The organism is Nocardioides sp. cx-169 (genome assembly GCF_021083605.1).
Classification (GTDB): domain Bacteria; phylum Actinomycetota; class Actinomycetes; order Propionibacteriales; family Nocardioidaceae; genus Nocardioides.
The window spans coordinates 824,679-845,881 of the sequence record NZ_JAJNRO010000004.1 but is presented as its reverse complement, the minus strand read 5'-3'; the positions used below and the strand labels follow the sequence as shown (position 1 = coordinate 845,881).

24 protein-coding genes are annotated in these 21,203 nt (G+C 71.9%); 13 read left to right on the top strand and 11 right to left on the bottom strand.

Annotation, left to right across the window (positions count from 1 at the left end):
• Positions 1 to 97: 97 nt before the first annotated feature.
• Together LRP67_RS09895 and LRP67_RS09890 are read right to left on the bottom strand one after the other, a co-directional pair.
• Entirely contained in the window at positions 98 to 994 is an 897-nt protein-coding gene (locus tag LRP67_RS09895; RefSeq protein WP_231269994.1) for an LCP family protein, read from the bottom strand.
• Positions 991 to 1,590, bottom strand: a complete 600-nt coding sequence (locus LRP67_RS09890; protein ID WP_231269993.1) for a hypothetical protein — start codon at positions 1,588 to 1,590, stop codon at positions 991 to 993. The genes LRP67_RS09895 and LRP67_RS09890 overlap by 4 nt, the downstream gene beginning before the upstream one ends.
• Positions 1,591 to 1,759: 169 nt before the next feature.
• Between LRP67_RS09890 and LRP67_RS09885 the strand changes: the two genes are divergently transcribed.
• From LRP67_RS09885 to LRP67_RS09875, 3 genes are read left to right on the top strand one after another with little or no spacing between them, the layout of a single operon-like run.
• Positions 1,760 to 5,518 (top strand): multifunctional oxoglutarate decarboxylase/oxoglutarate dehydrogenase thiamine pyrophosphate-binding subunit/dihydrolipoyllysine-residue succinyltransferase subunit, encoded by a 3,759-nt coding sequence (locus LRP67_RS09885; protein WP_231269992.1) that lies wholly within the window; start codon positions 1,760 to 1,762, stop codon positions 5,516 to 5,518.
• A 43-nt stretch (positions 5,519 to 5,561) separates the two neighbouring features.
• Positions 5,562 to 5,738 carry a DUF6104 family protein gene (locus tag LRP67_RS09880; protein WP_231243896.1) on the top strand — a complete coding sequence of 59 codons (177 nt, stop codon included), beginning with the start codon at positions 5,562 to 5,564 and terminating at the stop codon, positions 5,736 to 5,738.
• A 21-nt stretch (positions 5,739 to 5,759) separates the two neighbouring features.
• Positions 5,760 to 6,392: an acetoacetate decarboxylase family protein gene (locus LRP67_RS09875; RefSeq protein ID WP_231269991.1), complete on the top strand. Its 633-nt coding sequence runs from the start codon at positions 5,760 to 5,762 to the stop codon at positions 6,390 to 6,392.
• On the opposite strand, the gene glyA is transcribed toward LRP67_RS09875, so the two are convergent.
• Entirely contained in the window at positions 6,393 to 7,724 is a 1,332-nt protein-coding gene (glyA, locus tag LRP67_RS09870) for a serine hydroxymethyltransferase (protein WP_231269990.1), read from the bottom strand.
• A gap of 102 nt (positions 7,725 to 7,826) precedes the next feature.
• Between glyA and LRP67_RS21850 the strand changes: the two genes are divergently transcribed.
• Entirely contained in the window at positions 7,827 to 8,774 is a 948-nt protein-coding gene (locus LRP67_RS21850; protein ID WP_231269989.1) for a helix-turn-helix domain-containing protein, read from the top strand.
• Here the strand turns inward: LRP67_RS21850 and LRP67_RS09860 are convergent.
• Entirely contained in the window at positions 8,771 to 8,989 is a 219-nt protein-coding gene (locus tag LRP67_RS09860; protein WP_231243892.1) for a hypothetical protein, read from the bottom strand. The two genes, LRP67_RS21850 and LRP67_RS09860, sit on opposite strands and share 4 nt — an antisense overlap.
• Before the next feature lie 83 nt (positions 8,990 to 9,072).
• Here LRP67_RS09860 and LRP67_RS09855 point away from each other — a divergent pair, with 83 nt between their 5' ends.
• On the top strand, positions 9,073 to 9,693 hold the full coding sequence (locus LRP67_RS09855; protein ID WP_231269988.1) for a TetR family transcriptional regulator: 621 nt from the start codon (positions 9,073 to 9,075) through the stop codon (positions 9,691 to 9,693).
• A gap of 75 nt (positions 9,694 to 9,768) precedes the next feature.
• On the opposite strand, the gene LRP67_RS09850 is transcribed toward LRP67_RS09855, so the two are convergent.
• From LRP67_RS09850 to LRP67_RS09835, 4 genes are all read right to left on the bottom strand, one after another.
• A complete protein-coding gene (locus LRP67_RS09850) occupies positions 9,769 to 10,461 on the bottom strand; it encodes an SDR family oxidoreductase (protein WP_231269987.1) in 693 nt (230 codons plus the stop codon).
• On the bottom strand, positions 10,458 to 11,435 hold the full coding sequence (locus LRP67_RS09845; protein ID WP_231269986.1) for a zinc-binding dehydrogenase: 978 nt from the start codon (positions 11,433 to 11,435) through the stop codon (positions 10,458 to 10,460). Before LRP67_RS09845 ends, LRP67_RS09850 begins: the two co-directional genes overlap by 4 nt.
• A gap of 23 nt (positions 11,436 to 11,458) precedes the next feature.
• Positions 11,459 to 12,574 carry an NADP-dependent malic enzyme gene (locus LRP67_RS09840; protein ID WP_269211402.1) on the bottom strand — a complete coding sequence of 372 codons (1,116 nt, stop codon included), beginning with the start codon at positions 12,572 to 12,574 and terminating at the stop codon, positions 11,459 to 11,461.
• 129 nt (positions 12,575 to 12,703) lie between these two features.
• A complete protein-coding gene (locus tag LRP67_RS09835) occupies positions 12,704 to 13,051 on the bottom strand; it encodes a S26 family signal peptidase (protein WP_269211401.1) in 348 nt (115 codons plus the stop codon).
• Positions 13,052 to 13,073: 22 nt separating this feature from the next.
• Here LRP67_RS09835 and sodN point away from each other — a divergent pair, with 22 nt between their 5' ends.
• Positions 13,074 to 13,475 carry a superoxide dismutase, Ni gene (gene sodN / locus LRP67_RS09830; protein WP_231269983.1) on the top strand — a complete coding sequence of 134 codons (402 nt, stop codon included), beginning with the start codon at positions 13,074 to 13,076 and terminating at the stop codon, positions 13,473 to 13,475.
• A 112-nt stretch (positions 13,476 to 13,587) separates the two neighbouring features.
• Here sodN and LRP67_RS09825 read toward each other — a convergent pair whose 3' ends face one another.
• Entirely contained in the window at positions 13,588 to 13,860 is a 273-nt protein-coding gene (locus LRP67_RS09825; protein WP_231269982.1) for a response regulator transcription factor, read from the bottom strand.
• Between the two features lie 193 nt (positions 13,861 to 14,053).
• Here LRP67_RS09825 and LRP67_RS09820 point away from each other — a divergent pair, with 193 nt between their 5' ends.
• Together LRP67_RS09820 and LRP67_RS09815 are read left to right on the top strand one after the other, a co-directional pair.
• Positions 14,054 to 14,476 (top strand): anti-sigma factor, encoded by a 423-nt coding sequence (locus LRP67_RS09820; protein WP_231269981.1) that lies wholly within the window; start codon positions 14,054 to 14,056, stop codon positions 14,474 to 14,476.
• A gap of 1 nt (position 14,477) precedes the next feature.
• Positions 14,478 to 15,299 carry an RNA polymerase sigma factor SigF gene (locus tag LRP67_RS09815; RefSeq protein WP_231269980.1) on the top strand — a complete coding sequence of 274 codons (822 nt, stop codon included), beginning with the start codon at positions 14,478 to 14,480 and terminating at the stop codon, positions 15,297 to 15,299.
• 3 nt (positions 15,300 to 15,302) lie between these two features.
• Here LRP67_RS09815 and LRP67_RS09810 read toward each other — a convergent pair whose 3' ends face one another.
• Complete coding sequence (locus tag LRP67_RS09810) at positions 15,303 to 15,713, bottom strand: hypothetical protein (RefSeq protein ID WP_231269979.1); 411 nt, start codon at positions 15,711 to 15,713, stop codon at positions 15,303 to 15,305.
• Between the two features lie 196 nt (positions 15,714 to 15,909).
• Here LRP67_RS09810 and LRP67_RS09805 point away from each other — a divergent pair, with 196 nt between their 5' ends.
• Positions 15,910 to 16,161, top strand: coding sequence for a WhiB family transcriptional regulator (locus LRP67_RS09805; protein ID WP_091026397.1), 252 nt, complete (start codon positions 15,910 to 15,912; stop codon positions 16,159 to 16,161).
• A gap of 15 nt (positions 16,162 to 16,176) precedes the next feature.
• Here LRP67_RS09805 and LRP67_RS09800 read toward each other — a convergent pair whose 3' ends face one another.
• Positions 16,177 to 17,652, bottom strand: a complete 1,476-nt coding sequence (locus LRP67_RS09800) for a sensor histidine kinase (protein WP_231269978.1) — start codon at positions 17,650 to 17,652, stop codon at positions 16,177 to 16,179.
• 79 nt (positions 17,653 to 17,731) lie between these two features.
• On the opposite strand from LRP67_RS09800, the gene LRP67_RS09795 reads away from it, so the two are divergent.
• Genes LRP67_RS09795 through LRP67_RS09780 form a run of 4 tightly spaced genes read left to right on the top strand, consistent with a single transcriptional unit; the run spans position 17,732 to position 21,167 of the window.
• Positions 17,732 to 18,583 (top strand): DUF2785 domain-containing protein, encoded by an 852-nt coding sequence (locus LRP67_RS09795; RefSeq protein ID WP_308189722.1) that lies wholly within the window; start codon positions 17,732 to 17,734, stop codon positions 18,581 to 18,583.
• Positions 18,584 to 18,592: 9 nt separating this feature from the next.
• Complete coding sequence (locus LRP67_RS09790) at positions 18,593 to 20,284, top strand: acetolactate synthase (protein ID WP_231269977.1); 1,692 nt, start codon at positions 18,593 to 18,595, stop codon at positions 20,282 to 20,284.
• On the top strand, positions 20,284 to 20,784 hold the full coding sequence (locus LRP67_RS09785; RefSeq protein WP_231269976.1) for a GNAT family N-acetyltransferase: 501 nt from the start codon (positions 20,284 to 20,286) through the stop codon (positions 20,782 to 20,784). The genes LRP67_RS09790 and LRP67_RS09785 overlap by 1 nt, the downstream gene beginning before the upstream one ends.
• Positions 20,784 to 21,167 carry a thioesterase family protein gene (locus LRP67_RS09780; RefSeq protein WP_231269975.1) on the top strand — a complete coding sequence of 128 codons (384 nt, stop codon included), beginning with the start codon at positions 20,784 to 20,786 and terminating at the stop codon, positions 21,165 to 21,167. The genes LRP67_RS09785 and LRP67_RS09780 overlap by 1 nt, the downstream gene beginning before the upstream one ends.
• Positions 21,168 to 21,203 lie beyond the last annotated feature (36 nt).

Here is a 21,203-nt window from a genome sequence, read left to right as displayed (position 1 = left end):
CCCTGGTGGTTCCCCGTTTACCGCCCCCCGGTACACCACCCCCCCGACGTCGGGGCGGACCTCACGGTCCGCCCCGACGCGTCTGTCCGGGTGCCGGTCAGCAGCGCTCGATCGTCGCGTCCTCGCGGGCAAGGTCGCCGTAGCGGCGGGCCTGGGCGACGTACGGCAGCACCACGCTGGCGCCGCCGACGTTGCCGATGGCCCCCTGCACCACGCAGCCGGTGATCTTGCCGGGCTCGACCTGGGCGACGGCCTGAGCCAGGGCGAACAGCTCGCCCGGAGGCAGGTCGGTGTGCATGTGCTCCATCACGCTCTGGACGCCGCCCTCGATGAACCCCGGCCGGCCGGCCTTGGCCCTGATGGTGCCGTGGATCCCACGCAGGACACGCTGCTGGTTGGCGGACCGATCGAAGTCGCCGCCCGGGAGCGTCTTGCGGATCCGGGCGAACGCCATGGCGCCGTAGCCGTTGAGGTGCACCTTGCCGGCCTTGAACCCGTCGGCCTTGAGGTCGACGTCGGAGAACGCGCGCGGATTGCGTACGTCGATTCCGCCGATGTCGTCGACCATGTCCTCGAAGAACGGGAACCGGGTGACGAAGACGTAGTCGGGCTGCACGCCCACCAGGTCGCCGACCGTCTCCCCCAGCAGCTGGGGGCCGCCGTAGTAGAGGGCGGCGTTGACGCGGTCGGAGCCGGAGCCCCGGATCGGGACGTAGGAGTCGCGGGGGATGCCGATGGTGGTGGCGGCCCCCGTCCGGGTGTTGATGCCGACCAGCTGAAGTGCGTCGCCTCGCGTGCGGAGCATGCTCTCCCCCGGGCGCGCGTCGGAGCCCACGGCCAGGATCCAGACGACCGCGGGCTCCCGGTCGACGCCCTGGGCACGGGCCACCTTGACCAGCTCCACCTGCGTGGAGGCCACCGTGGAGTCCGGCATGACCAGCGCCGAGACCGCGAGCACGAGCCCCAGCGTCACCATCCGTAGCAGCCGCCTCATCGCACGACCCCCCTTGTCACGTCGTAGCCGAAGACCTCCCAGGCCCCGTCCCTCCAGGTGAGGAAGAGCCTGCCGCGCACCCGGTCGGCCCGCTTCAGCTCGCCCTCGAGCCTCATGGCCAGGACGAACCGCGCGGTGACCGCGGTGGGACGCCGCTTGACTGCCAGGGCGTCGATCTCCAGCTCGCGGCGGAAGGGCGTGACCGACTCCACGCGCGGCGCCACCTGCTTGTTGCTCATGAGGGCCGCGTCCTTGCGAGCGTCGGCCGCAGCCCCTTTCGTGAAGCCGGGAAACGCATCGGCGAAGTCGGTCCGTGGGAAGTCGCCCAGGTAGGCGGCGTCGATCCAGGCGTCGACGATCTCGGTGATCTTCGCCTTCAGGCGGGCCTGCTGCGGCCGATCGAGCCGGCCCACCACCTCTCCCAGCCGCGCGGTGGTCACGAGCGGCGGGCGCTCGCCCTGGCCCGTCTCGGCCGCCGCTCCGGGCTCCTCCTCCGGCTCGTCGTCGCTCGAGCACCCGGCCGCCGAAGCGCCGAGCGCCAGGGCGAGGGTCACGGACGCGACGGCCCTCGCCGAACGGCGTGCAAGTCTGAGCATGTCCGGTCCTCTCGGTCTACTCCGCGGCACAGCAGGCCGGCCGCGCGGTGGAACCAGTCACAGCCTGCCCGAATGGCAACCCTGCTTCCGGTATTTGCTGGCCCGTGGGTCTAGCCTGGACCGCACACCACCCGTCCCCGCGCGCTCATCGGAAGAGGCGAAGCAAGTCGTGCCGCAGTCGTCAGGCAACCAGTCCTCAGGCAGCTCCCCCCAACCCTCGTCGTCCCTCGGCGCCAACGAGTGGCTCGTCGAGGAGATGAGGGAGCGCTACACCGCGGATCCTGGGTCCGTCGACCCTACGTGGGCCGATTATTTCAAGAACAACGGGTCGGGTGCGAGCAGCACCAACGGCGCCGCGGCGGAGACCAAGCCCGCCACGGCGCAGAAGGCCCCCGACAAGGCGCCCGAGAGGGCCCAGCAGAAGAGCTCGGACCAGGGTGAGAAGCCCGCCGCGAAGCAGGCTGAGTCCAAGCCGGCCCCGGTCGCCAAGCCTCGTCCGCAGAGCAAGGCCGCGGAGCCGGCGAAGGACACGAGCCAGCCGATGCCCAAGGAGTCGCGTCCGGCCGCCCCGGCCGCCGCGAGCGACGAGCCGAGCTACACCGTGCTGCGCGGCGCCCCCGCCCGCACGGCGGCCAACATGGACGCCTCCCTGACCGTGCCCACCGCGACCTCGGTCCGCTCGGTGCCGGTCAAGCTGCTGTGGGACAACCGCACGGTCATCAACAACCACCTCGCCCGCGCCCGCGGCGGCAAGGTGTCGTTCACGCACCTGATCGGCTATGCGCTGGTCAAGGCGGTCAAGTCGATGCCGGAGATGAACAACGGCTTCGAGCACCGCGACGGCAAGCCCAACCTGATCACGCCCGCGCACATCAACCTGGGCCTGGCCATCGACGTACCGAAGCCCGACGGCTCGCGACAGCTGCTCGTCCCGAGCATCAAGGCCGCCGAGTCCATGGACTTCGCCAGCTTCTGGACCGCCTACGAGGACATCGTCCGCAAGGCGCGTGACAACAAGCTGGCGGTCACCGACTTCCAGGGCACCTCCATCTCGCTGACCAACCCAGGCGGCATCGGCACCGTCCACTCCGTCCCGCGGCTGATGGCCGGGCAGGGCGCCATCATCGGCGTCGGCGCCATGGAGTACCCGCCGGAGTGGCAGGGCGCCTCCGAGGAGGCCATCGCCCGCAACGGCATCAGCAAGGTCATGACCCTGACCTCGACCTACGACCACCGGGTCATCCAGGGCGCCCAGTCCGGCGAGTTCCTCAAGCGCATGCACCAGCTGCTGCTGGGCGAGGACGGCTTCTACGACGACATCTTCCGCTCGCTGCGGATCCCCTACGAGCCGATCCGGTGGAGCAAGGACATCTCGACGTCCCACGACGACGAGATCAGCAAGCAGGCCCGCATCCTGGAGCTGATCCACGCCTACCGCGTGCGCGGCCACATGATGGCCGACACCGACCCGCTGGAGTACCGCCAGCGCAGCCACCCCGACCTCGAGATCGAGTCGCACGGCCTGACCCTGTGGGACCTCGACCGCGAGTTCGCCACCGGCTCCTTCGGTGGCGAGGGGCGCCGGTTCATGAACCTGCGCCAGATCCTGGGCATCCTGCGCGACTCCTACTGCCGCACCACCGGCATCGAGTACATGCACATCATGGACCCCGAGCAGCGTCGCTGGATCCAGGAGCGCGTCGAGCAGCCGCACGTGAAGCCGCCGCGCGACGAGCAGCTGCGGATCCTGCTCAAGCTGAACCAGGCCGAGGCGTTCGAGACCTTCCTGCAGACCAAGTTCGTCGGCCAGAAGCGGTTCAGCCTCGAGGGCGGCGAGACCACCGTCCCGGTGATCGACGAGATCTGCGAGGCGGCGGCCGAGGCGAACCTGGACGAGGTCACGATCGGCATGGCCCACCGCGGCCGGCTGAACGTGCTGGCCAACATCGTGGGCAAGAAGTACTCCCAGATCTTCCGCGAGTTCGAGGGCAACATCGACCCGCGCACGGTCCAGGGCTCCGGCGACGTGAAGTACCACCTCGGCGCCGAGGGTGAGTTCGAGTCCGGCACCGGCGACACCATCAAGGTGTCGGTCGCTGCCAACCCGTCCCACCTCGAGGCCGTGGACCCGGTGCTCGAGGGCATCGCGCGCGCCAAGCAGGACGTCCTCAACCGCGGCGCCGAGTACCCGGTGCTGCCGCTGCTGGTGCACGGTGACGCGGCCTTCGCGGGCCAGGGCGTCGTGGCCGAGACCCTCAACCTGAGCCAGCTGCGCGGCTACCGCACCGGCGGCACGATCCACCTGGTCGTCAACAACCAGGTCGGCTTCACCACCTCGCCGGGCTCCTCGCGCTCCTCGCTCTACTGCACCGACGTCGCCCGCATGGTGCAGGCGCCGATCTTCCACGTCAACGGCGACGACCCGGAGGCGTGCATCCGGGTGGCCCGGCTCGCGTTCGAGTACCGGCAGGCGTTCAACAAGGACGTCGTCATCGACCTCGTCTGCTACCGCCGGCGCGGCCACAACGAGGGCGACGACCCGTCGTACACCCAGCCGCTCATGTACGACCTGATCGAGCAGAAGCGCTCCGTGCGCAAGCTCTACACCGAGTCCCTGATCGGTCGTGGCGACATCACGATCGAGGAGGCCGAGCAGGTCCTGCGCGACTACCAGCAGCAGCTGGAGCGGGTGTTCACCGAGGTGCGCGAGGCCAGCAGCCAGCCGTCGGAGTGGACGACCGTGCCGGACTACCCGGACAAGCCCGCCGGCGACACCGAGACGGCGATCCCGGTGGAGGCGCTCAAGCGCATCGCCGACGCCTACGTCAGCCCGCCGGACGGCTTCACCGTGCACCCCAAGGTGATGCCGCAGCTGCAGCGCCGCGCCACCGCGATCACCGAGGGTCCGATCGACTGGGGCACCGGCGAGATCCTCGCCTTCGGTGCGCTGCTCATGGACGGGCGCCCGGTGCGGTTGGCCGGACAGGACTCGCGCCGCGGCACGTTCGTGTCCCGCTTCGCCACGATCATCGACCGCAAGAACGCCGATGAGTGGACGCCCCTGTCCGCCCTCACCGAGGACCAGGGCCGGTTCTACGTCTACGACTCGCTGCTCTCGGAGTACGCCGCCCTCGGGTTCGAGTACGGCTACTCCGTCGCCCGCCCCGAGGCCCTCGTGCTCTGGGAGGCGCAGTTCGGCGACTTCGTCAACGGCGCCCAGACGGTCATCGACGAGTTCATCACCTCCGGCGAGACCAAGTGGCGCCAGGAGTCCGGCGTCGTGCTGCTCCTCCCCCACGGCTACGAGGGGCAGGGTCCCGACCACTCGTCGGCGCGGATCGAGCGGTTCATGACGATGGCAGCCGACGACGCGTTCGTCGTGGCGCAGCCGTCCACGCCGGCGTCGTACTTCCACCTGCTGCGCCGCCACTCGCTCGGCGAGCGGCACCGTCCGCTCGTCGTGTTCACCCCGAAGTCCATGCTCAAGCGCAAGGAGGCCGCCTCGCAGCCCTCCGACTTCACCAGTGGCACGTTCCGACCGTTCATCGGCGACGACGCGGCGGACGCGGAGAAGGTGGACACGCTGCTGCTCTGCTCCGGCCGGGTGACCTGGGACCTGATGGTCGACCGCGCCAAGCGCGAGAACAGCGAGCGGTTCGCCATCGGCCGGGTCGAGCAGCTCTACCCGTGCCCGGTCGACGGCATCAAGGCTGAGATCGCGCGCTACCCCCACCTCAAGGAGGTGCGGTGGGTGCAGGACGAGCCGCACAACATGGGCCCGTGGCCGCACTACGCGCTCAACGTGTGGCACCAGGTCGACGCCCACGTCGTCCCCGTCACCCGTACGGCGTCCAGCTCGCCGTCGGTCGGCACGGTCAAGCGGCACGCCGCCGAGCAGAAGGACCTGCTGGACAGGGCCTTTGCCTGAGCGGAGTCGACTCCCGTGAGCCGAAAGGAGACAGTGGTACGCCGTGTACTTCACCGACCGCGGCATCGAGGAGCTCGAGAGGCGCCGAGGTGACGAGGACGTCACCTTGGCCTGGCTCGCCGAGCGCCTGCAGGAGTTCACCGACATCCACCCGGAGTTCGAGACCGCGGTGGAGCGGTTCGCCACGTGGCTGGCCCGGCTGGACGACCCCGACGATTGAGGAGTCGTCTAGGGTGCCGCCATGGCTGACCCTCCCGACGAGACCAGGCTCTACCCCGCCGCCCCGTGGCGGATGGTGGGCTCGCTGTACCTGACGCTGTTCCGGCTGCGCGACGCCGTCGACGAGTCCCGGCCCGCCGGGGTCTACGGCGCCGCCTTCGTGAGCTACGACGAGGGCAGCCCGCTCACCTACTCCGAGCTGCTGGTCGCCCGTCCGGCGTCGAAGGAGCACAGCACGCGACGCGGACGTGTCGAGATCACCGACATCTGGGTCGACTCCCCGGCCTCCGTCGCGGGCGGTCGCGAGCTGTGGGCGATCCCCAAGGAGCTCTGCGACTTCGCCTTCGAGACCACCCACACCGGACCGCTGTCGCGGACCTCGTGGTCGGCGAGCCTCGAGCGGCGCCCGATCGCCTCGGCGCGCTTCACCGACGTCTCCCGGGCCGCGCTGCGGGTGCCGTTCAAGGGCGGCACCTGGCAGCGCGAGCTGCCCGAGGGCGGTGGCGAGAAGACCGCCGACCTGACGGGCACGGCCAAGGCGCTGCCGTGCCGTGGCCGCTGGGAGTTCGCCCCCGACGGCCCACTCGGCTGGCTCGCCGGCGCCCGGCCGCTCGCCTCGGCCCGGATGGCCGGCTTCCGGATGTCGTTCGGCTGATCAGTCCTGGGCGGTGAAGTGCACGGCGCCGAACTGCGCACGCCATTCAGTGACCTCGGCGCCGACCGTCTCCGGCGCGACAGCGGGGTCGAGGCCCCGGGCCAGGAAGCCCGCCAGAGGCTCCATGTCGACCCCGGTCATGCCCAGGCGCGCGAGCTCCGGGGTGCCGAGCCGCAGGCCGTTGGTGTCGCCGGCCACCTCCTCGACCGGCAGGCCGATGCCGCAGGCGAGCAGGTGGGCCCGGCGCAGCCGGCGCGAGGCCGCCTGACCACCGCCGTACGGCGCAGCGAGCACTCCCAGCATGTGGGAGCGGGTGGGCCCGTCGGCTCCGCGGAACAGCTCCACCCCACGCCGCTCCAGGCCCTCCGCGAGCCCGCTCGCGGTCTCGAGCATCGCGGCGGCGTACGCCGGACCGACGGCCTTCCAGTCCACCAGCGTCACCGCGAGCGCCGCCGACTTCGCAGCGTCGAAGTTGGCGGTGAGCCCCGGGTAGGCCACCGCGTCGAGCCGCTGGGCCAGGTCGGCCTCGTTGGTCACGATCAGCCCTCCGGGAGGCCCGCCGAGACTCTTGTAGGTGCTCATCGTCATCAGGTGCGCGCCCTGCTCGAGCGGGTTCGGCCAGGCGCCGCCGGCGATCAGCCCGCAGAGATGGGCGGCGTCGAAGAGCACCTTGGCGCCCACCTCGTCGGCGATCTCGCGCACGGCGGCAACCGGGTGCGGGTAGAGGTTCATGCTGGCGCCGAGCGTGATCAGGCGCGGCCGTGCCTCGTGCGCGAGGTCGCGCAGGCGGTCCACGTCCACGGTGAACCGGGCGGCGTCGACGGGAGCGGGCAGCGTCCGCAGCCGGTACATCCCGGCGGAGCCGCCGGCGTGGTGGGTGACGTGTCCGCCGATGCTCGGCGGGGGCGCGATGATGGTGTCACCCGGCTCGCAGGTCACCAGGAACGCGTAGAGGTTGGCGATCGCGCCCGACGGCACCCGGATCTCGGCGTACGACGCGCCGAACACCTCCGCGGCCAGCTCCGCCGCGACGACCTCGATGCGCTCGATCGCCTCGAGGCCGGTCTCGTACTTCTCCCCCGGGTAGCCCAGCGACGCCCGTGAGCCGAGCCGGGCGGAGAGCATGGCCTCGGCGCGGGGGTTCATCAGGTTCGTGGCCGGGTTGAGGTTGAGCGTCTCGACGTGGTGGATGCGCTCGTTCTCGGCGACCAGGTGGTCCAGGTCGGCCAGCAGTGCCGCCGGGCCACAGGCCGCAGTGCGGTCCGCGACCTCGGCGACGAGGGCCTCGCTGTGGGCCGGGACCCAGGGCCGGTGCTGGAGCGCGCGTGTCATGCGCGCCAACCTAGGTCCCGCACCACCGGTCGCGCACCGGACTCGTGCACGGACCTGCGGCCGCCCTCTCCTACAGTTGTCGCAAAGACGAAGGGGCGAGCCGTGGTCGCGGGGGACGTGCAGGAGGCGCTCGACGCGCTCGCTGAGGAGCTCGGCCGAAGTCTCACCCTCGACTCCCCCGACGGGACCCTGCTGGCCCACAGCATCCGCGGCGACGACAGCGACCGGGCCCGGGTCACCAGCATCCTGCGGCGCAGCGTGGCACCCGATGTCCACGCCTGGCAGCTGCGACACGTCGACCCGTCGCTCGACGTGCTCCAGCAGGTGCCCGCCAACGACGCGCTCGACCTGTCCGCCCGGCATTGCCTGCCGGTGCGCGCGGGCGAACGGTGTCTGGCGCTGCTCTGGCTGGTCGACGACGGCCGGCCCCTGGCCGCCCCGCACCTGAGCGCCGTACGGCGGGGGGCGGCGGGGCTCGCCCGACTGCTGCCCGCCCGTGTTGCCGCCGGCGGTCGGCTCCGGGTCGTGGCCACCGCCGACGACCGCCCGCCGGTGGTCGTCTCCTCCGAGGCCGAGCTCGCCCGGGCGATCGCCGCGGCCCCACCAGGTACGGCGGTCGGGGTCAGCGAGCCGGGGCGCGCCGGGGAGAGCGCGGGCGCCAGGCTGGTGCGGCAGGCCGTGCTCGCCGCCCGCGTGGCCGCCGAGGACCCCGGGGTGCCCTCGCCCGCCCACTGGCCGGCCCTGGGCGTCTACCGCCGCCTGGACGAGGCCCTCGGAGCGGTCGGCGCGGACCTGCTCGCGGCGCTCGACGCGTCACCCTCGGCGCCGATGCTGCTCGAGACGCTCGAGACCTTCCTCGACCTCGCCGGTGACGTGCGTGACACGGCCGAGCGGCTGCGGCTGCACCGCAGCAGCCTCTACTACCGGCTCGAGCGGCTCACCGCGGTCCTCGGGGCCGACCTCGGCGACGGTCTGGTGCGGCTGGACCTCCACCTGGCCCTCAAGCAGCGCCGCTGGGCCCGGGTCTCCAGGCTCGGCGAGTCACCCTAGTCCTGCTGCTCCTGCGCCGCCCGCTGCGCGGCCTCGCGGATCTCGTACAGCTCGGTCGCCAGACCGCCCAGCGCTCCGGCCACGTCCTGCACGGCCTTGCTGACGATGCCGGCCAGCTCGCCCGCGGTGGCGGCGGCCGCCTGCACGACGGACTGCACGGCGTCCTTGCCGATCTCCTGGCCGGAGAGGTGGTCGGGTCCCGATCGCTCGCTCATGGCGCCATTGTCACCCGGCGCGCCGGGGCCACCAACGGCGCCGCCCGTGAGAGTGGACACATGTCCACTGATACCGTGGAGAGGTGAGCGAGACTCGGGGCGAGCGCAAGGAGCGCACCCGGCGCGCCATCCTGGACGCCGCCCTGTCCCTGTGCGAGGACAGCAGCCTGGTGGCGCTCTCGCTGCGGCAGGTCGCCAAGGAGGTCGGCATCGTCCCGACCGCGTTCTACCGGCACTTCGAGTCGATCGAGGCGCTCGGGCTCGCGCTGGTCGACGAGTCCTTCGTGTCGCTGCGGGCGATGCTGCTCGACGTACGCCGCAGCAACGCGGCCTTCGACGAGACCATCGACTCCTCGATCGGGATCCTGGTCGACCACGTGCGCCGGCAGCGCCAGCACTTCCAGTTCATCGTGCGCGAGCGCGACGCCGGCCCACTCAGCGTGCGCACGGCGATCAACCGCGAGATCGAGCTGTGCCAGCAGGAGCTGGCCACCGACCTCGCCCGGCTGCCCGGCACGGCGGACTGGTCACCCGAGGACCTGCGCATCCTCTCCGCACTCATCGTCACCGCCATGGTGGCCACCGCCGAGGCGATCGTCCGCTCCCCCGACCGCCCTGACGTGGAGAAGCAGATCGTCGAGGACGCGCGCGTGCAGCTGCGCATGGTCCTCATCGGCGCCCTCAACTGGCGCTCGCGCCGCTGAGGTCGGCAAGACCCGGCGGGGCCCGGGGCAGCTGCGGACGAATCCGGGTCTTCGTCCTCGAGCCGGCCTGAGGGGCTAGGCCGTGCGCGGCACAGCCGCCCGCACGCTCACCTCGGGGATCGTCGCGCCGCCGGGCAGGTCCAGCACGTGCAGGATCATGTCGACCACGGTCTCCGGAGTGATCCAGCGCGAGGCGTCGTAGGTGCGTCCCTCCTGCTCGTGCACCTTCTCCTGCATCGGCGTCGCGGTCCGGCTGGGGAACACGGTCGTGACCCGCACCCCCTGCTCGACCTCCTCCGCCCGCAGCGCGTCGGCGAAGCCCCGGAGCCCGAACTTCGATGCGGCGTAGGCCGACCACGAGGCGCTGGCCGAGAGGCCGGCCGAGGAGTTGACGAAGACGAACGTCCCCCGCGTGCGGCGTACGGCGGGCAGGCACAGCCGGGTCAGCACGGCGGGCGCAACCAGGTTGACGTCGAGCTGGGCGCGCAGCGCCGCGTCCTCCTGCTCGGCCACGGTGGCCAGCTCGACCACGCCGGCGACGTGGTGCACGGACGCCAGCTCGTCGGGGACTCCGTCGAACGCCCCGACCGCGCCGGGGTCGGCGAGGTCCACCACGTGCACGTCGCTCCCCGGGTAGCGGGCCTCGAGGTCAGCCGCTCGCGCGGGCGACCGGGCCAGCAGGACGAGGTGGTCGCCGCGCGCGTGCAGCCGATCGGCGAGCACCGCACCGATGCCGGAGCCGGCACCGGTCACCAAGTGGGAGGTCATCGCGTGAAGACCACCTTGCCGAACAGGTCCCCGGCCGACATCGCCGTGAAGCCGTCACGGGCCTCGGTCATCGGCAGTGCGCGGTCGACCAGCGGCCGCACGCCCGTGGCATCCAGCATCGCCACCAGGGAGGCGAGCTCGGCGCGGGTGCCCATCGTCGAGCCGATGACGCTCAGCTGCAGGAAGAAGATCCGGGTGAGCTCGGCGTCGTCCAGCTTCGGCCCGGACGTGGTGCCGCTGATGACGATCTTGCCGCCGGGTCGCAGGGCGCGCACCGAGTGCGACCACGTGGCCCGCCCGACGGTCTCCATCACCGCGTCGACCTTGACCGGCAGCCGCGCCCCGGACTCGAAGACGTCGTGGGCGCCCAGCTCGAGCGCCTTGGCGCGCTTGGCCTCGTCGCGCGAGGTCGCCAGCACCCGCAGTCCCGCGGCCCGCCCGAGGGCGATCAGGGCGGTGGCGACACCGCCGCCGGCCCCCTGCACCAGCACCGTGTCGCCGGCCTTGAGGTCACCGCGGGTGAACAGCATCCGGTAGGCCGTCAGCCAGGACGTGGGCAGGCAGGCGGCCTCCTCGAAGGACAGCGACCCCGGCTTGGGCACGACGTTGGCCGAGGGGACGACCACGGTGTCGGCGAACGTGCCCTGATGGCGCTCGGAGAGCAGCGAGCGCCGGGGGTCCAGGGTCTCGTCGCCGCGCCACGAGGGGTCCGAGACGACCGCGTGGACGACGACCTCGTTGCCGTCCTCGTCGACCCCCGCGGCGTCACAGCCGAGGATCATCGGCAGCGCCTCCTCGCGGAGCCCGACGCCCTGGAGGGACCAGAGGTCGTGATGGTTGAGCGAGGCGGCGCGCACGGTGACCCGGGTCCAGCCGGCCGGGACCTCCGGATCGGGCCGCTCCCCCACCACCAGTCCGGCGAGCGGGTCCTCGGAGTCGGCGGGGGCGAAGGAGTCGGCGTAGACGGCGAACATGCCCCGACCCTACTGAGCCGCGCTCAGCGCCGGGCGACCCCGTCGCGACGGGCGGCAGCGGCGACGGCAGCGGCGACCGCCGGACCGACGCGCGGGTCGAACGGCGAGGGGATCACCAGGTCCTCGGTCAGGTCCTCGCCGACCAGGTCGGCGAGGGCCTCGGCCGCGGCGAGCTTCATGCCCTCGGTGATGGCGGTCGCGTGCACGTCGAAGGCGCCCCGGAAGATCCCCGGGAAGGCCAGCACGTTGTTGATCTGGTTCGGGAAGTCGGAGCGACCGGTGGCGACCACCCGCGCGTGTCGCCGCGCCACCTCGGGGTGCACCTCCGGGTGGGGGTTGGCCAGGCCGAAGACGATGGAGTCCGGCGCCATGCGGGCGACGTCCTCCTCAGGCACGGTGCCGCCGGAGACGCCGATGTAGACGTCGGCGCCGTCCAACACGTCCGCGAGCGAGCCGGTGCGGCCGGTGCGGTCGGCGGTCATGACCGCGAGGGCGCGCTTGACCGGGGTGAGGTCGCCTCGCGAGGAGTGCAGCACGCCCTTGCGGTCGGTGACCGCGAGGTCCTGGATGCCCGCCTCGAGCAGGATCTTCGCTACCGCGACCCCCGCGGCCCCGGCCCCGGAGATCACGACCCGGGTCGTGGCCGGAGAACGGCCCGTGAGCCGGAGGGCGTTCTTGAGCGCGGCGAGGGCGACCACGGCGGTGCCGTGCTGGTCGTCGTGGAAGACGGGGATGTCGAGGAGCTCCTTGAGCCGGTCCTCGATCTCGAAGCAGCGTGGGGCGGAGATGTCCTCGAGGTTGATCCCGCCGAAGCTCGGCGCCAGCCGGGCCACGGTCTCGATGATCTCCTCGGTGTCGGTGGTGTCGAGGCAGATCGGGACGGCGTCGACGCCGCCGAACTGCTTGAACAGCACCGCCTTGCCCTCCATCACGGGCATCGCGGCGGCCGGCCCGATGTCTCCCAGACCCAGAACGGCGGTGCCGTCGGTGACGACCGCGACCACGTTGGGCACCCAGGTGTAGTGCTGGGTGAGCGAGGGGTCGGCGGCGATGGCCTCGCACACGAGGGCGACGCCCGGCGTGTAAGCGAGGGACAGCTCCTCGGGGCCGGTCAGGGCCGTCGTCGAGACGACCTGCATCTTGCCTCCGACGTGCAGGTCGAAGACCGGGTCCCCGACGTGGGGGTGGGCGGGATTCTCAGCATGTGACACGTCAACGATACTTCCACAGGGCGGAACGCCCGATCCGACCGTCCACGATGACTCACGTCACAGGCGATTGGCCGGTCGCGGCCAGACCCGGCCGAGCACCACGCCGCGCACGTCCTCGTCCGGCACGGCCCCGCGTTGGCGCGAGTCGACGCCCACCGCCGCGTTGTCACTGAGCAGCCACCAGCCCGCCGGACGGCGCTCGGCGGCGCGCTTGACGACCAGCCTCCCGTCGGGGAAGCGGGCCACGACCACGTCGCCGACCGCGGGGCGCCGGCGGTAGGACACGAGCAGCCGATCACCTTCACGCAGGGTGGGCTCCATCGACGCGTTGCGCACGAGTGCCCACCCCCAGAACGCCCCTCGTGACCGACTGTCCATGCGGAGTAGTGTCGCAACGACACGCATCACCCACGACGAGAGGACACGCATGTTCGCGCGACTGTTCGCCCCCACGGTCGAGGTCTCGGCCCACTGCGACCTGCCCTGCGGTGTCTATGACCCCGCCCAGGCCCGCATCGAGGCCGAGTCGATCAAGGCCATCATCGCCAAGGTCGCCGACAACGACGACCCTGACTTCCGCACCCGGGCGATCCTGATCAAGGAGCAGCGCTCCGAGCTGGTCAAGCACCACCTCTGGGTGCTGTGGACCGACTACTTCAAGCCCCCGCACTTCGAGAAGTACCCGCAGTTGCACACCCTGGTCAACGAGGCGACCAAGCTGGCCGGCGCCTCCGGCACCAAGGGCGAGCTCGACGCCGGCAAGGCCGACGAGCTGCTCGCGAAGATCGACGAGATCGCCGCGATCTTCTGGGAGACCAAGAAGGCCTGATCGGCCTCAGGCAGGTCATCGACCTGCACCGTCTCGCACTCGGCCATGGTCCGGCGAACCACGCTGATCGCCCGTCGCCCCGGTTGTCTGCCTGTCATCGGGGCGGCGGGCTTCACCATGGGCGATGCCCGCTGTGGACCACCCTCCGGCTGGGCCTCGGCGCGAACCCGTTCTCCATGGCCCAGCGCACCGCCTGGCTGCGAGTGTGCACCCCGATCTTGCGGTAGGTCGTGCGGATGTAGGTCTTGATCGAGTTGACGCTCCGGAAGACGGTCGCGCCGATCTCCTTGTTGCTCAGTCCCTCGGCGATCAAGGCCAGCACCTCGGCCTCCCGATCGCTGAGGTCGTGCCTGCGGCCGGGCCAGTCGCCGCGGGACCCGCGCACCGATGTGCTCCCCACCAGTGAGCTGATGCCAGCATTCGCCTCGCAGACGGCCGCTCCCGTCTGGACCACCGCCGCCTCCGCGTTTGTCCGGTCCGGTCCTCGGGTACACGCCCGATGGCCGGCCTCGGTCGCTCCATGCTCGGCGCAGTAGGGTCCTCCTCGATCTGCCTCGCTTCAACGAAGGACGAAACACATGTCGGTGACGGGCACGGCCCAGCAGGGTGACCACCAGCGCGACCAGGCCGACGTCGAGCTGAGGCTTCCTGCCGACAGCGCGTACGCGTCGGTTCTCCGCACCACCACCGCCGGGCTGGCGGCGCGCCTGGACTTCACCATCGACGACATCGAGGACCTGCGCATCGCCGTCGGCGAGGCGTCTGCGTTGGTGCTGCCCGAGGCGGACCCGGGCACCGACCTGATCTGCCGGTTCTACCTGTCCCCTGGCGAGCTGACGATCTCGGTGGGTGTCGCCGCCGCGGTGGCACCGGCGCCCGACTTCGACAGCTTCGCCTGGCAGGTCCTGACGACCCTCGCGACCAGCGCCACCGCCACCACCGAGGGTGGGCTGTTCGTGGTGACCATGACGATGCAGTCCTCCATCGCGACGTCTGGCTGACATGACCGCGCAGATCCCCCCGGACGAGCCGGTCCCCCTCGACGATCCGGCGCCCACCGGCGTCGACCTCACGCGCCGCCGCAGCGCCGAGTTCTTCACCCAGCTGCACGACGACACCGCGCCGCAGAGCTCACGCGACGCCGCGCGTGACTCGCTGGTGCACCTGCACCTGCCACTGGTCGAGCACTGCGCGCGCCGGTTCCGCAACCGGGGGGAGCCCTTCGAGGACCTGGTCCAGGTCGGCACGATCGGGCTCATCAAGTCGATCGACCGGTTCGACTCCGATCGGGGCGTGGAGTTCTCGACGTACGCCACCCCCACGATCATCGGCGAGATCAAGCGCTACTTCCGCGACAAGGGCTGGGCGATCCGGGTCCCGCGCCGCCTGCAGGAGCTGCGGATGCAGATCGGCGCAGCCACCGCCGAGCTCACGCAGTCGCTGGGCCGCTCGCCCACGCCTCGTGAGCTGGCCGAGGCCATCGGCTGCACGGTCGAGGAGATCGTGGAGGGCATCGAGTCGAGCAACGCCTACTCGACGCTGTCCCTCGACGCCAGCGACGACTCCGAGGACGGGTCCGCCTCGATGCTGGACGCCATCGGCGTCGATGACGCCGGCCTGGAGCACGTCGAGATCCGGGAGTCGATCAAGCCGCTGCTCGACCAGCTCGACCCGCGGGAGAAGAAGATCCTGCTGCTGCGGTTCTTCAAGAACATGACCCAGTCGCAGATCGCCGAGGAGATCGGCGTCTCGCAGATGCACGTCTCGCGGCTGCTCACCCGCACCCTCGACCAGCTCCGGACCTCCTTGGAGCAGGAGGACTAGCGCCTAGTCCTCCTGCTGATCCTCCCGACGCGAGCCGGTCGGGTCGTCTTCGAGGACCGCACGCGTGGCCGGGTGCAGCATCGCGGCGATGGCCGCGATCCCCACGACCGCCAGGGGCAGCGCCAGCAACGGGAAGTCGCGCAGGTTCCAGGCCAGACCGAGCTGGATGAGCTGGGTGAGCAGGACCGGTCCCCGGGCCCAGGAGTGCTGGCGCCTCAGCGCCCAGGCACAGCCGACCAGCCCGAGGCCGTAGCCGGCGAAGAAGATGCTGGTGGTGACCCCCATGGCCATCCGCTCCGCCGCAACGTGGCTGATCTCGAGCACAGCCAGCACCGCGAGCACCGCCCCCTGGAGGGCGACAAGAGCGGCCGCGATCCGCAGGGGGAACGGGGTGGCGGAAGGTGTGGAGGGCACCGGGGAAGGGTACGGGGGCCCGACGCGGACCCGCCTGTGACCCACAAGACCACCCGAAAGGCTTGAATCACGCGGGATTAGTTGCGAGTCTGGTGGAGCGCTCGTGAACACGTTCACTTTCTGCGTTCCTAAACGCGCGCCCGCAGGCCGGAGAACCCCGACCTGCCCTCGATCCGAAAGAGAGATCCACCACCCCATGGATTGGCGTCACCGTTCCGCGTGCCTCGACGAGGATCCGGAGCTGTTCTTCCCGATCGGCAACACCGGTCCGGCCATCCTCCAGATCGAGGAGGCCAAACAGGTGTGCCGTCGATGCGACGTGCGCGAGCAGTGTCTCGCGTGGGCCATCGAGGCGGGGCAGGACCACGGCGTCTGGGGCGGCCTGAGCGAGGACGAGCGCCGCGCTCTCAAGCGCCGCAACGCCCGCTCCCGCGTCCGCACCGCCTGAGTCCGACTCCCGCCCTCACTCCACCGGGACGTCGAACTCAGCGCGGGTGCCGGGGCCGTGCGGGCGCCTGCCCAGGGACAGCTGGCCCCCGAGCTCGGACTCCACGAGCGTGCGCACGATGGAGAGTCCCAGGCTGGAGGAGGCGTCCAGGTCGAAGTCCTCGGGCAGCCCACGCCCGTCGTCGTCGACGCTCACGTGCAGGCGGCCCACCAAGCGGCGCACGGTCACCGTGATCGTGCCCTCCAGGCCCAGGTCGTCGGCGTCGTAGCCGTGCTCGACGGCGTTCTGCAGCACCTCGGTGAGGGCCATGGCCAGCGCCGTCGCCGACTCCGACGGCAGCACCCCGAAGGTCCCCTCCCTGCGCACCCGCACACGCCCACCCTGGGAGCCGACGTCGGCGACCATCGCTCCGAGCCGGTCGGCGATCTCGTCGAAGGCGACGTTCTCCTCGACGGCCTGGCTCAGCGTCTCGTGCACGATCGCGATCGAGCCGACCCGCCGTACGGCCTCCTCCAGGGCCAGCTTGGCTTCCTCGGAGCCGATCCGGCGGGCCTGGAGCCGTAGCAGCGCGGCCACCGTCTGGAGGTTGTTCTTCACCCGGTGATGGATCTCGCGGATGGTGGCGTCCTTGGTGACCAGCTCCCGGTCGCGGCGGCGCAGGTCGGTGACGTCGCGGACCAGGATGAGCCCGCCGATGTGCTCCCCGTGCGGCTTCAGCGGCACGGCGCGCACGATGAGCGATACCTCGTCCGTGCCGATCTCGGTGTCGCGGTGCGCGCGGCCGCCGAGCACGGCGCTGAGGGTCTCCTCGTCAGGGCGGCGCCGGGGCGGCACCAGCTCCCGGGTCAGGTCGGTGAGCAGGAGGCCGGCCAGGTCGCCGGACAGGCCGAGCCGGCGGTAGACCGAGAGCGCGTTGGGGCTGGCGTAGTCGACGCGGCCGGCCGCGTCGACGCGGAGGAACCCGTCACCCACCCGTGGGGAGTCGGCGTGGTCGCTGCGCTGTCCCTCCGAGGGGAAGTGCCCCGAGGCGATCATCTGGGTCAGGTCGGCAGCGGTCTGCAGGTAGGACAGCTCGAGCCGGCTCGGCGTCCGCACGCCGAGCAGGTTGGTGTTGCGGGCGATGATCGCGATCACCCGGCCGGCACGCCGCACCGGGATGGTCTCGACGCGCACCGGCACGTCGTCGCGCCACTCCGGGTCCCCCTCGCGCACCAGCCGCCCGCGCGACCACGCCTCGTCGAGCATGGCGCGGCGCCCCGTGGGCACGAAGGTGCCGACCACGTCGTCGACGTACGCCGTCGGGCCGGTGGTGGGGCGCATCTGCGCCCCCGCCCAGAACCCGTTTCCGGCCCGGTCGGGCAGCCACAGGACCAGGTCCGCAAAGGAGAGGTCCGCGATGATCTGCCAGTCCGCCTGGAGCAGCATGAGCCACGAGACGTCGGCCTCGTCGAGGTCGGTGTGGCTGCGCACGAGCTCGCTCAGGGTGGGCATCGGGCAACCCTAAAGCGTCGGTCGAGGGCTGCGGGCGACGCGAGACCCAGGGAGGACCGGGGCACGTTCCTTTGGCACTATGGAGCCCATGTCGGCGGCGTACTGGAAGCAGGTCCACGACGAGGACTTCGCGGTCCCCACGGACCGCCCCCTCGCCGACCTCACCGCCGAGCTGACCCGGCTGCTCGGCGAGACCGACCCGCACTTGCGCGACCGCTTGGCGCTGCCGGCCCTGGCCACCTGGGTCGAGCGCGGGGTCTACGACGACCTGCTGCGCGGCCTCGGCGACGGGATGGCCGCCGGGCTGCGCGTCGGCCTCGGCGAGCGCGACACCGACTCGGTGTTTCGCCGCAGCTTCTCGGTGCTGATCCTCGGCGAGTGCATCGCCCGCGACAACCAGCGCCCGCTGGTCCCCGGCGGCAAGGTCCTCGACTGGGGCGACCGGATCGCGACCTGGATGCTCCAGGAGCGTGACCTGCGCGGCTATGTGCCCGGCAAGGGCTGGGCCCACGCCATCGCGCACGGCGCCGACGCCCTGGGCACCCTGGCGCGATCGCCGCATGTCGGCGCCGCGGAGCTGGTGGTCATCCTCGACGTCATCGCCGAGAGACTGGCGCTGCCGGTCGACGCGCTGTTCAGCGCCGGTGAGGCGGACCGGCTGGCCCTGGCCGCCATGTTCGTGCTCCGCCGCAACCGGGTGCCGCTGGACCTCCTCGAGGCATGGGTAGGCGCCCTGGCCGCCACCGCCACGCGCACGTGGGGCCCCGACCGCGACCCCTACCTGGGCAGCGGCAACGCCGAGGCGTTCGTGCGCGCGCTCTACCTCCAGCTCGCGCTCGGCCAGCGTCCGCCCGCCGTGCGCGCGGACCTGATGCTGCTCCTGGTCGACGCGCTGCGCTCGGCCAACCGCGGATTCCTCGAGGCTGAGTAGCCTGCGGGCATGACCCAGATCGCTGACGACACATCAGGGCAGGCCGCGACCGGCGGCACCGTCGAGGGACACTCCGGCGAGCTCGCCGTCTCCGTGGCCCGCACCTATGGCGTGGAGACCATGTTCACGCTGTCGGGGGCGCACGTCTTCCCCATGTACGACGGCGCGGTCAAGGCCGATCCGCCGATGCGCCTGCTCGACGTACGCCACGAGCAGACCGCGGCGTTCGCCGCGGAGGCCACGGGCAAGCTGACCCGGGTGCCCGGGCTGGCGGTGCTGACCGCGGGACCCGGGGTGACCAACGGCATCAGCGCGATCGCGCAGGCGCAGTTCGCGGGCTCGCCGATGGTCGTCGTGGGCGGACGGGCGCCGGCCAACCGCTGGGGCAGCGGCAGCCTGCAGGAGCTGGACCAGCCGCCCATCGTCGAGTCGGTCTCCAAGCTCGCCACCACCCTGCACACCGCGGGCGACGTCCTCGGCGGCATGGACCGGGCCTTCGCGACCGCGGGGTCCTCACACCGGGGACCGGTGTTCGTCGATGTGCCGATGGACGAGTTCTTCAACTCCGCCTCGGGGCCGGCTCCGGCCCGCTCCTCCACCCGCGGAGCCGAGCCCGACCCCGAGGCGGTCGCCCGGATCGCGGGCCTGCTCGCCGGTGCCGCGCGACCCGTCCTCATCCTCGGCACCGACGTCTGGGCCGACGGTGCGGAGGAGGCGGCGCTGCGCTTCGTCCAGGACGTGGGCGTCCCCGTCATCACCAACGGCATGGGCCGCGGCGTCATCCCCGGCGGCCACCCGCTGCTGGCCACCAAGGCCCGCGGCCAGGCCCTCGGCGGCGCCGACCTGGTGGTGGTGGTCGGCACCCCGCTCGACTTCCGGCTGGGCTACGGGATCTTCGGCGGCAAGGACGGGGCGGAGCCGGCGCGGGTCGTGCACGTCGCCGACTCCCCCGGCCAGGTCTCGGGTCACGCGTCCCTGGCCGCGTCGGTCTCCGGCGACCTCACGTCGGTCTTCGACGGTCTCCAGGCCGCGCTCGAGCGCGGGGCCAAGCCCGACTGGCGCACCTGGGTCTCGACGCTGCAGGAGACGGTCGCCGCCGCGACGGCGCGCGACCTGGAGCTGCTGCGCGCCGAGGCGGACCCGATCCACCCCGCGCGCATCTACGGCGAGCTGGTCCCGCGACTCGCCGAGGACGCGGTCGTCATCGGCGACGGCGGGGACTTCGTGAGCTTCGCCGGCAAGTTCGTCGAGCCCAAGCGGCCCGGCGGCTGGCTCGACCCGGGCCCCTACGGCTGCCTCGGCGCGGGCCTGGGCTCCGCGATCGCCGCCCGCCTGGCGCGCCCGTCGTCGCAGGTCGTGCTCCTGCTCGGCGACGGCGCCGCCGGCTTCTCGCTCATGGACGTCGACACGCTCGTGCGCCACGACCTGCCGGTCGTCATGGTGATGGGCAACAACTCCGCATGGGGCCTGGAGAAGGGCCCCATGCAGATGCTCTACGGCTACGACGTCGCCGCCGACCTCGCGCCGCGCACGGCCTACGACGAGGTCGTCAAGGCGCTCGGGGGCGCGGGCGAGACGGTGACGGACCCGCGTCAGATCGGCGCCGCCATCGACCGCGCCTTCGAGGCCGACGTGCCGTACCTCGTCAACGTCATCACCGACGTCGACGCCGCCTACCCGCGCAACACCTTCGGGATCTGATGCGGCTGCGACGCGCCACGCCCGAGGACCACGAGGCGGTCGGGCGGGCCACGGTGGCGGCGTACGCCCCGTTCCTGCACGACGGTGGTCCCCCGACCGGCTACGCGCTCCGGTTGGCCGACACGGCGACGCGCGATCGGGAGGCGGAGGTCTGGGTCGCCGAGGAGGACGGCCAGATCCTCGGCTCGGTCACGATCTGTCTGCCCGGCACCCCCTGGGCGCAGCGCGCCGCGCACGGAGAGGGCGAGTTCCGGATGCTGGCCGTCGACCCGAGCGCCCAGGGCCGCGGCGTGGGCCGGGCGTTGCTGGACCTGGTCGTGGAGCGCTTGCGCGCCGACGGAGCCCGGGCGGTCGTCTTGGGCAGTCTGGCCGACATGACCGAGGCACACCGCCTCTACGAGCGCGCGGGCTTCACGCGTGTCCCGGAGCGTGACTGGTCCCCGCAGCCCGGCGTGCACCTGCGCTGCTACCGCCTGCCGCTGAACCGCGAGGAGCCCTGATGGAGGCCGCCCTGACGTTCACCGTCACCGACGACGACACCGCCGCCGCGGTCGGCTCCGGGAGCCTGCCGGTGCTCGGAACGCCGAGGCTGCTGGCCTGGCTCGAGGCGGCCACCTGCGCCGCGATCGACCCGACGCTGCCCGCCGGCTCGACCAGCGTCGGCACCCGGGTCACGCTCGAGCACCTCGGCGCCAGCCCGGTCGGCCAGGAGGTCGAGGTGACCGCCTCGGCGGCGTACGTCGACGGCCGGCTGCACCGGTTCGCCGTCGCCGCGCGCCACGTCGACGCGGGTTCTGCGGGCAAGGTCGTCGCCACCGGGGAGATCACCCGCGTCGTGGTCGACGCGGAGCGTTTCCTGAGCCGGATTTCTCCTGGGTCCTGAGGTCTGCGAAACTGACCCGTGGCCCTCAGCGGGTCG

What these genes read in the sequence shown, in the direction of transcription:
- LRP67_RS09815 (WP_231269980.1), top strand. Translation starts at nt 14,478, where the DNA reads ATGACCGCGCAGATCCCCCCGGACGAGCCGGTCCCCCTCGACGATCCG.
- LRP67_RS09780 (WP_231269975.1), top strand. Translation starts at nt 20,784, where the DNA reads ATGGAGGCCGCCCTGACGTTCACCGTCACCGACGACGACACCGCCGCC.
- LRP67_RS09890 (WP_231269993.1), bottom strand. Translation starts at nt 1,590, where the DNA reads ATGCTCAGACTTGCACGCCGTTCGGCGAGGGCCGTCGCGTCCGTGACC.
- LRP67_RS09840 (WP_269211402.1), bottom strand. Translation starts at nt 12,574, where the DNA reads ATGCAGGTCGTCTCGACGACGGCCCTGACCGGCCCCGAGGAGCTGTCC.
- sodN (WP_231269983.1), top strand. Translation starts at nt 13,074, where the DNA reads ATGTTCGCGCGACTGTTCGCCCCCACGGTCGAGGTCTCGGCCCACTGC.
- LRP67_RS09790 (WP_231269977.1), top strand. Translation starts at nt 18,593, where the DNA reads ATGACCCAGATCGCTGACGACACATCAGGGCAGGCCGCGACCGGCGGC.
- LRP67_RS09895 (WP_231269994.1), bottom strand. Translation starts at nt 994, where the DNA reads ATGAGGCGGCTGCTACGGATGGTGACGCTGGGGCTCGTGCTCGCGGTC.
- LRP67_RS09845 (WP_231269986.1), bottom strand. Translation starts at nt 11,435, where the DNA reads ATGTTCGCCGTCTACGCCGACTCCTTCGCCCCCGCCGACTCCGAGGAC.
- LRP67_RS09875 (WP_231269991.1), top strand. Translation starts at nt 5,760, where the DNA reads ATGGCTGACCCTCCCGACGAGACCAGGCTCTACCCCGCCGCCCCGTGG.
- LRP67_RS09860 (WP_231243892.1), bottom strand. Translation starts at nt 8,989, where the DNA reads ATGAGCGAGCGATCGGGACCCGACCACCTCTCCGGCCAGGAGATCGGC.
- LRP67_RS09785 (WP_231269976.1), top strand. Translation starts at nt 20,284, where the DNA reads ATGCGGCTGCGACGCGCCACGCCCGAGGACCACGAGGCGGTCGGGCGG.
- LRP67_RS09795 (WP_308189722.1), top strand. Translation starts at nt 17,732, where the DNA reads ATGGAGCCCATGTCGGCGGCGTACTGGAAGCAGGTCCACGACGAGGAC.
- LRP67_RS09820 (WP_231269981.1), top strand. Translation starts at nt 14,054, where the DNA reads ATGTCGGTGACGGGCACGGCCCAGCAGGGTGACCACCAGCGCGACCAG.
- LRP67_RS09805 (WP_091026397.1), top strand. Translation starts at nt 15,910, where the DNA reads ATGGATTGGCGTCACCGTTCCGCGTGCCTCGACGAGGATCCGGAGCTG.
- glyA (WP_231269990.1), bottom strand. Translation starts at nt 7,724, where the DNA reads ATGACACGCGCGCTCCAGCACCGGCCCTGGGTCCCGGCCCACAGCGAG.
- LRP67_RS09835 (WP_269211401.1), bottom strand. Translation starts at nt 13,051, where the DNA reads ATGCGTGTCGTTGCGACACTACTCCGCATGGACAGTCGGTCACGAGGG.
- LRP67_RS09850 (WP_231269987.1), bottom strand. Translation starts at nt 10,461, where the DNA reads ATGACCTCCCACTTGGTGACCGGTGCCGGCTCCGGCATCGGTGCGGTG.
- LRP67_RS09800 (WP_231269978.1), bottom strand. Translation starts at nt 17,652, where the DNA reads ATGCCCACCCTGAGCGAGCTCGTGCGCAGCCACACCGACCTCGACGAG.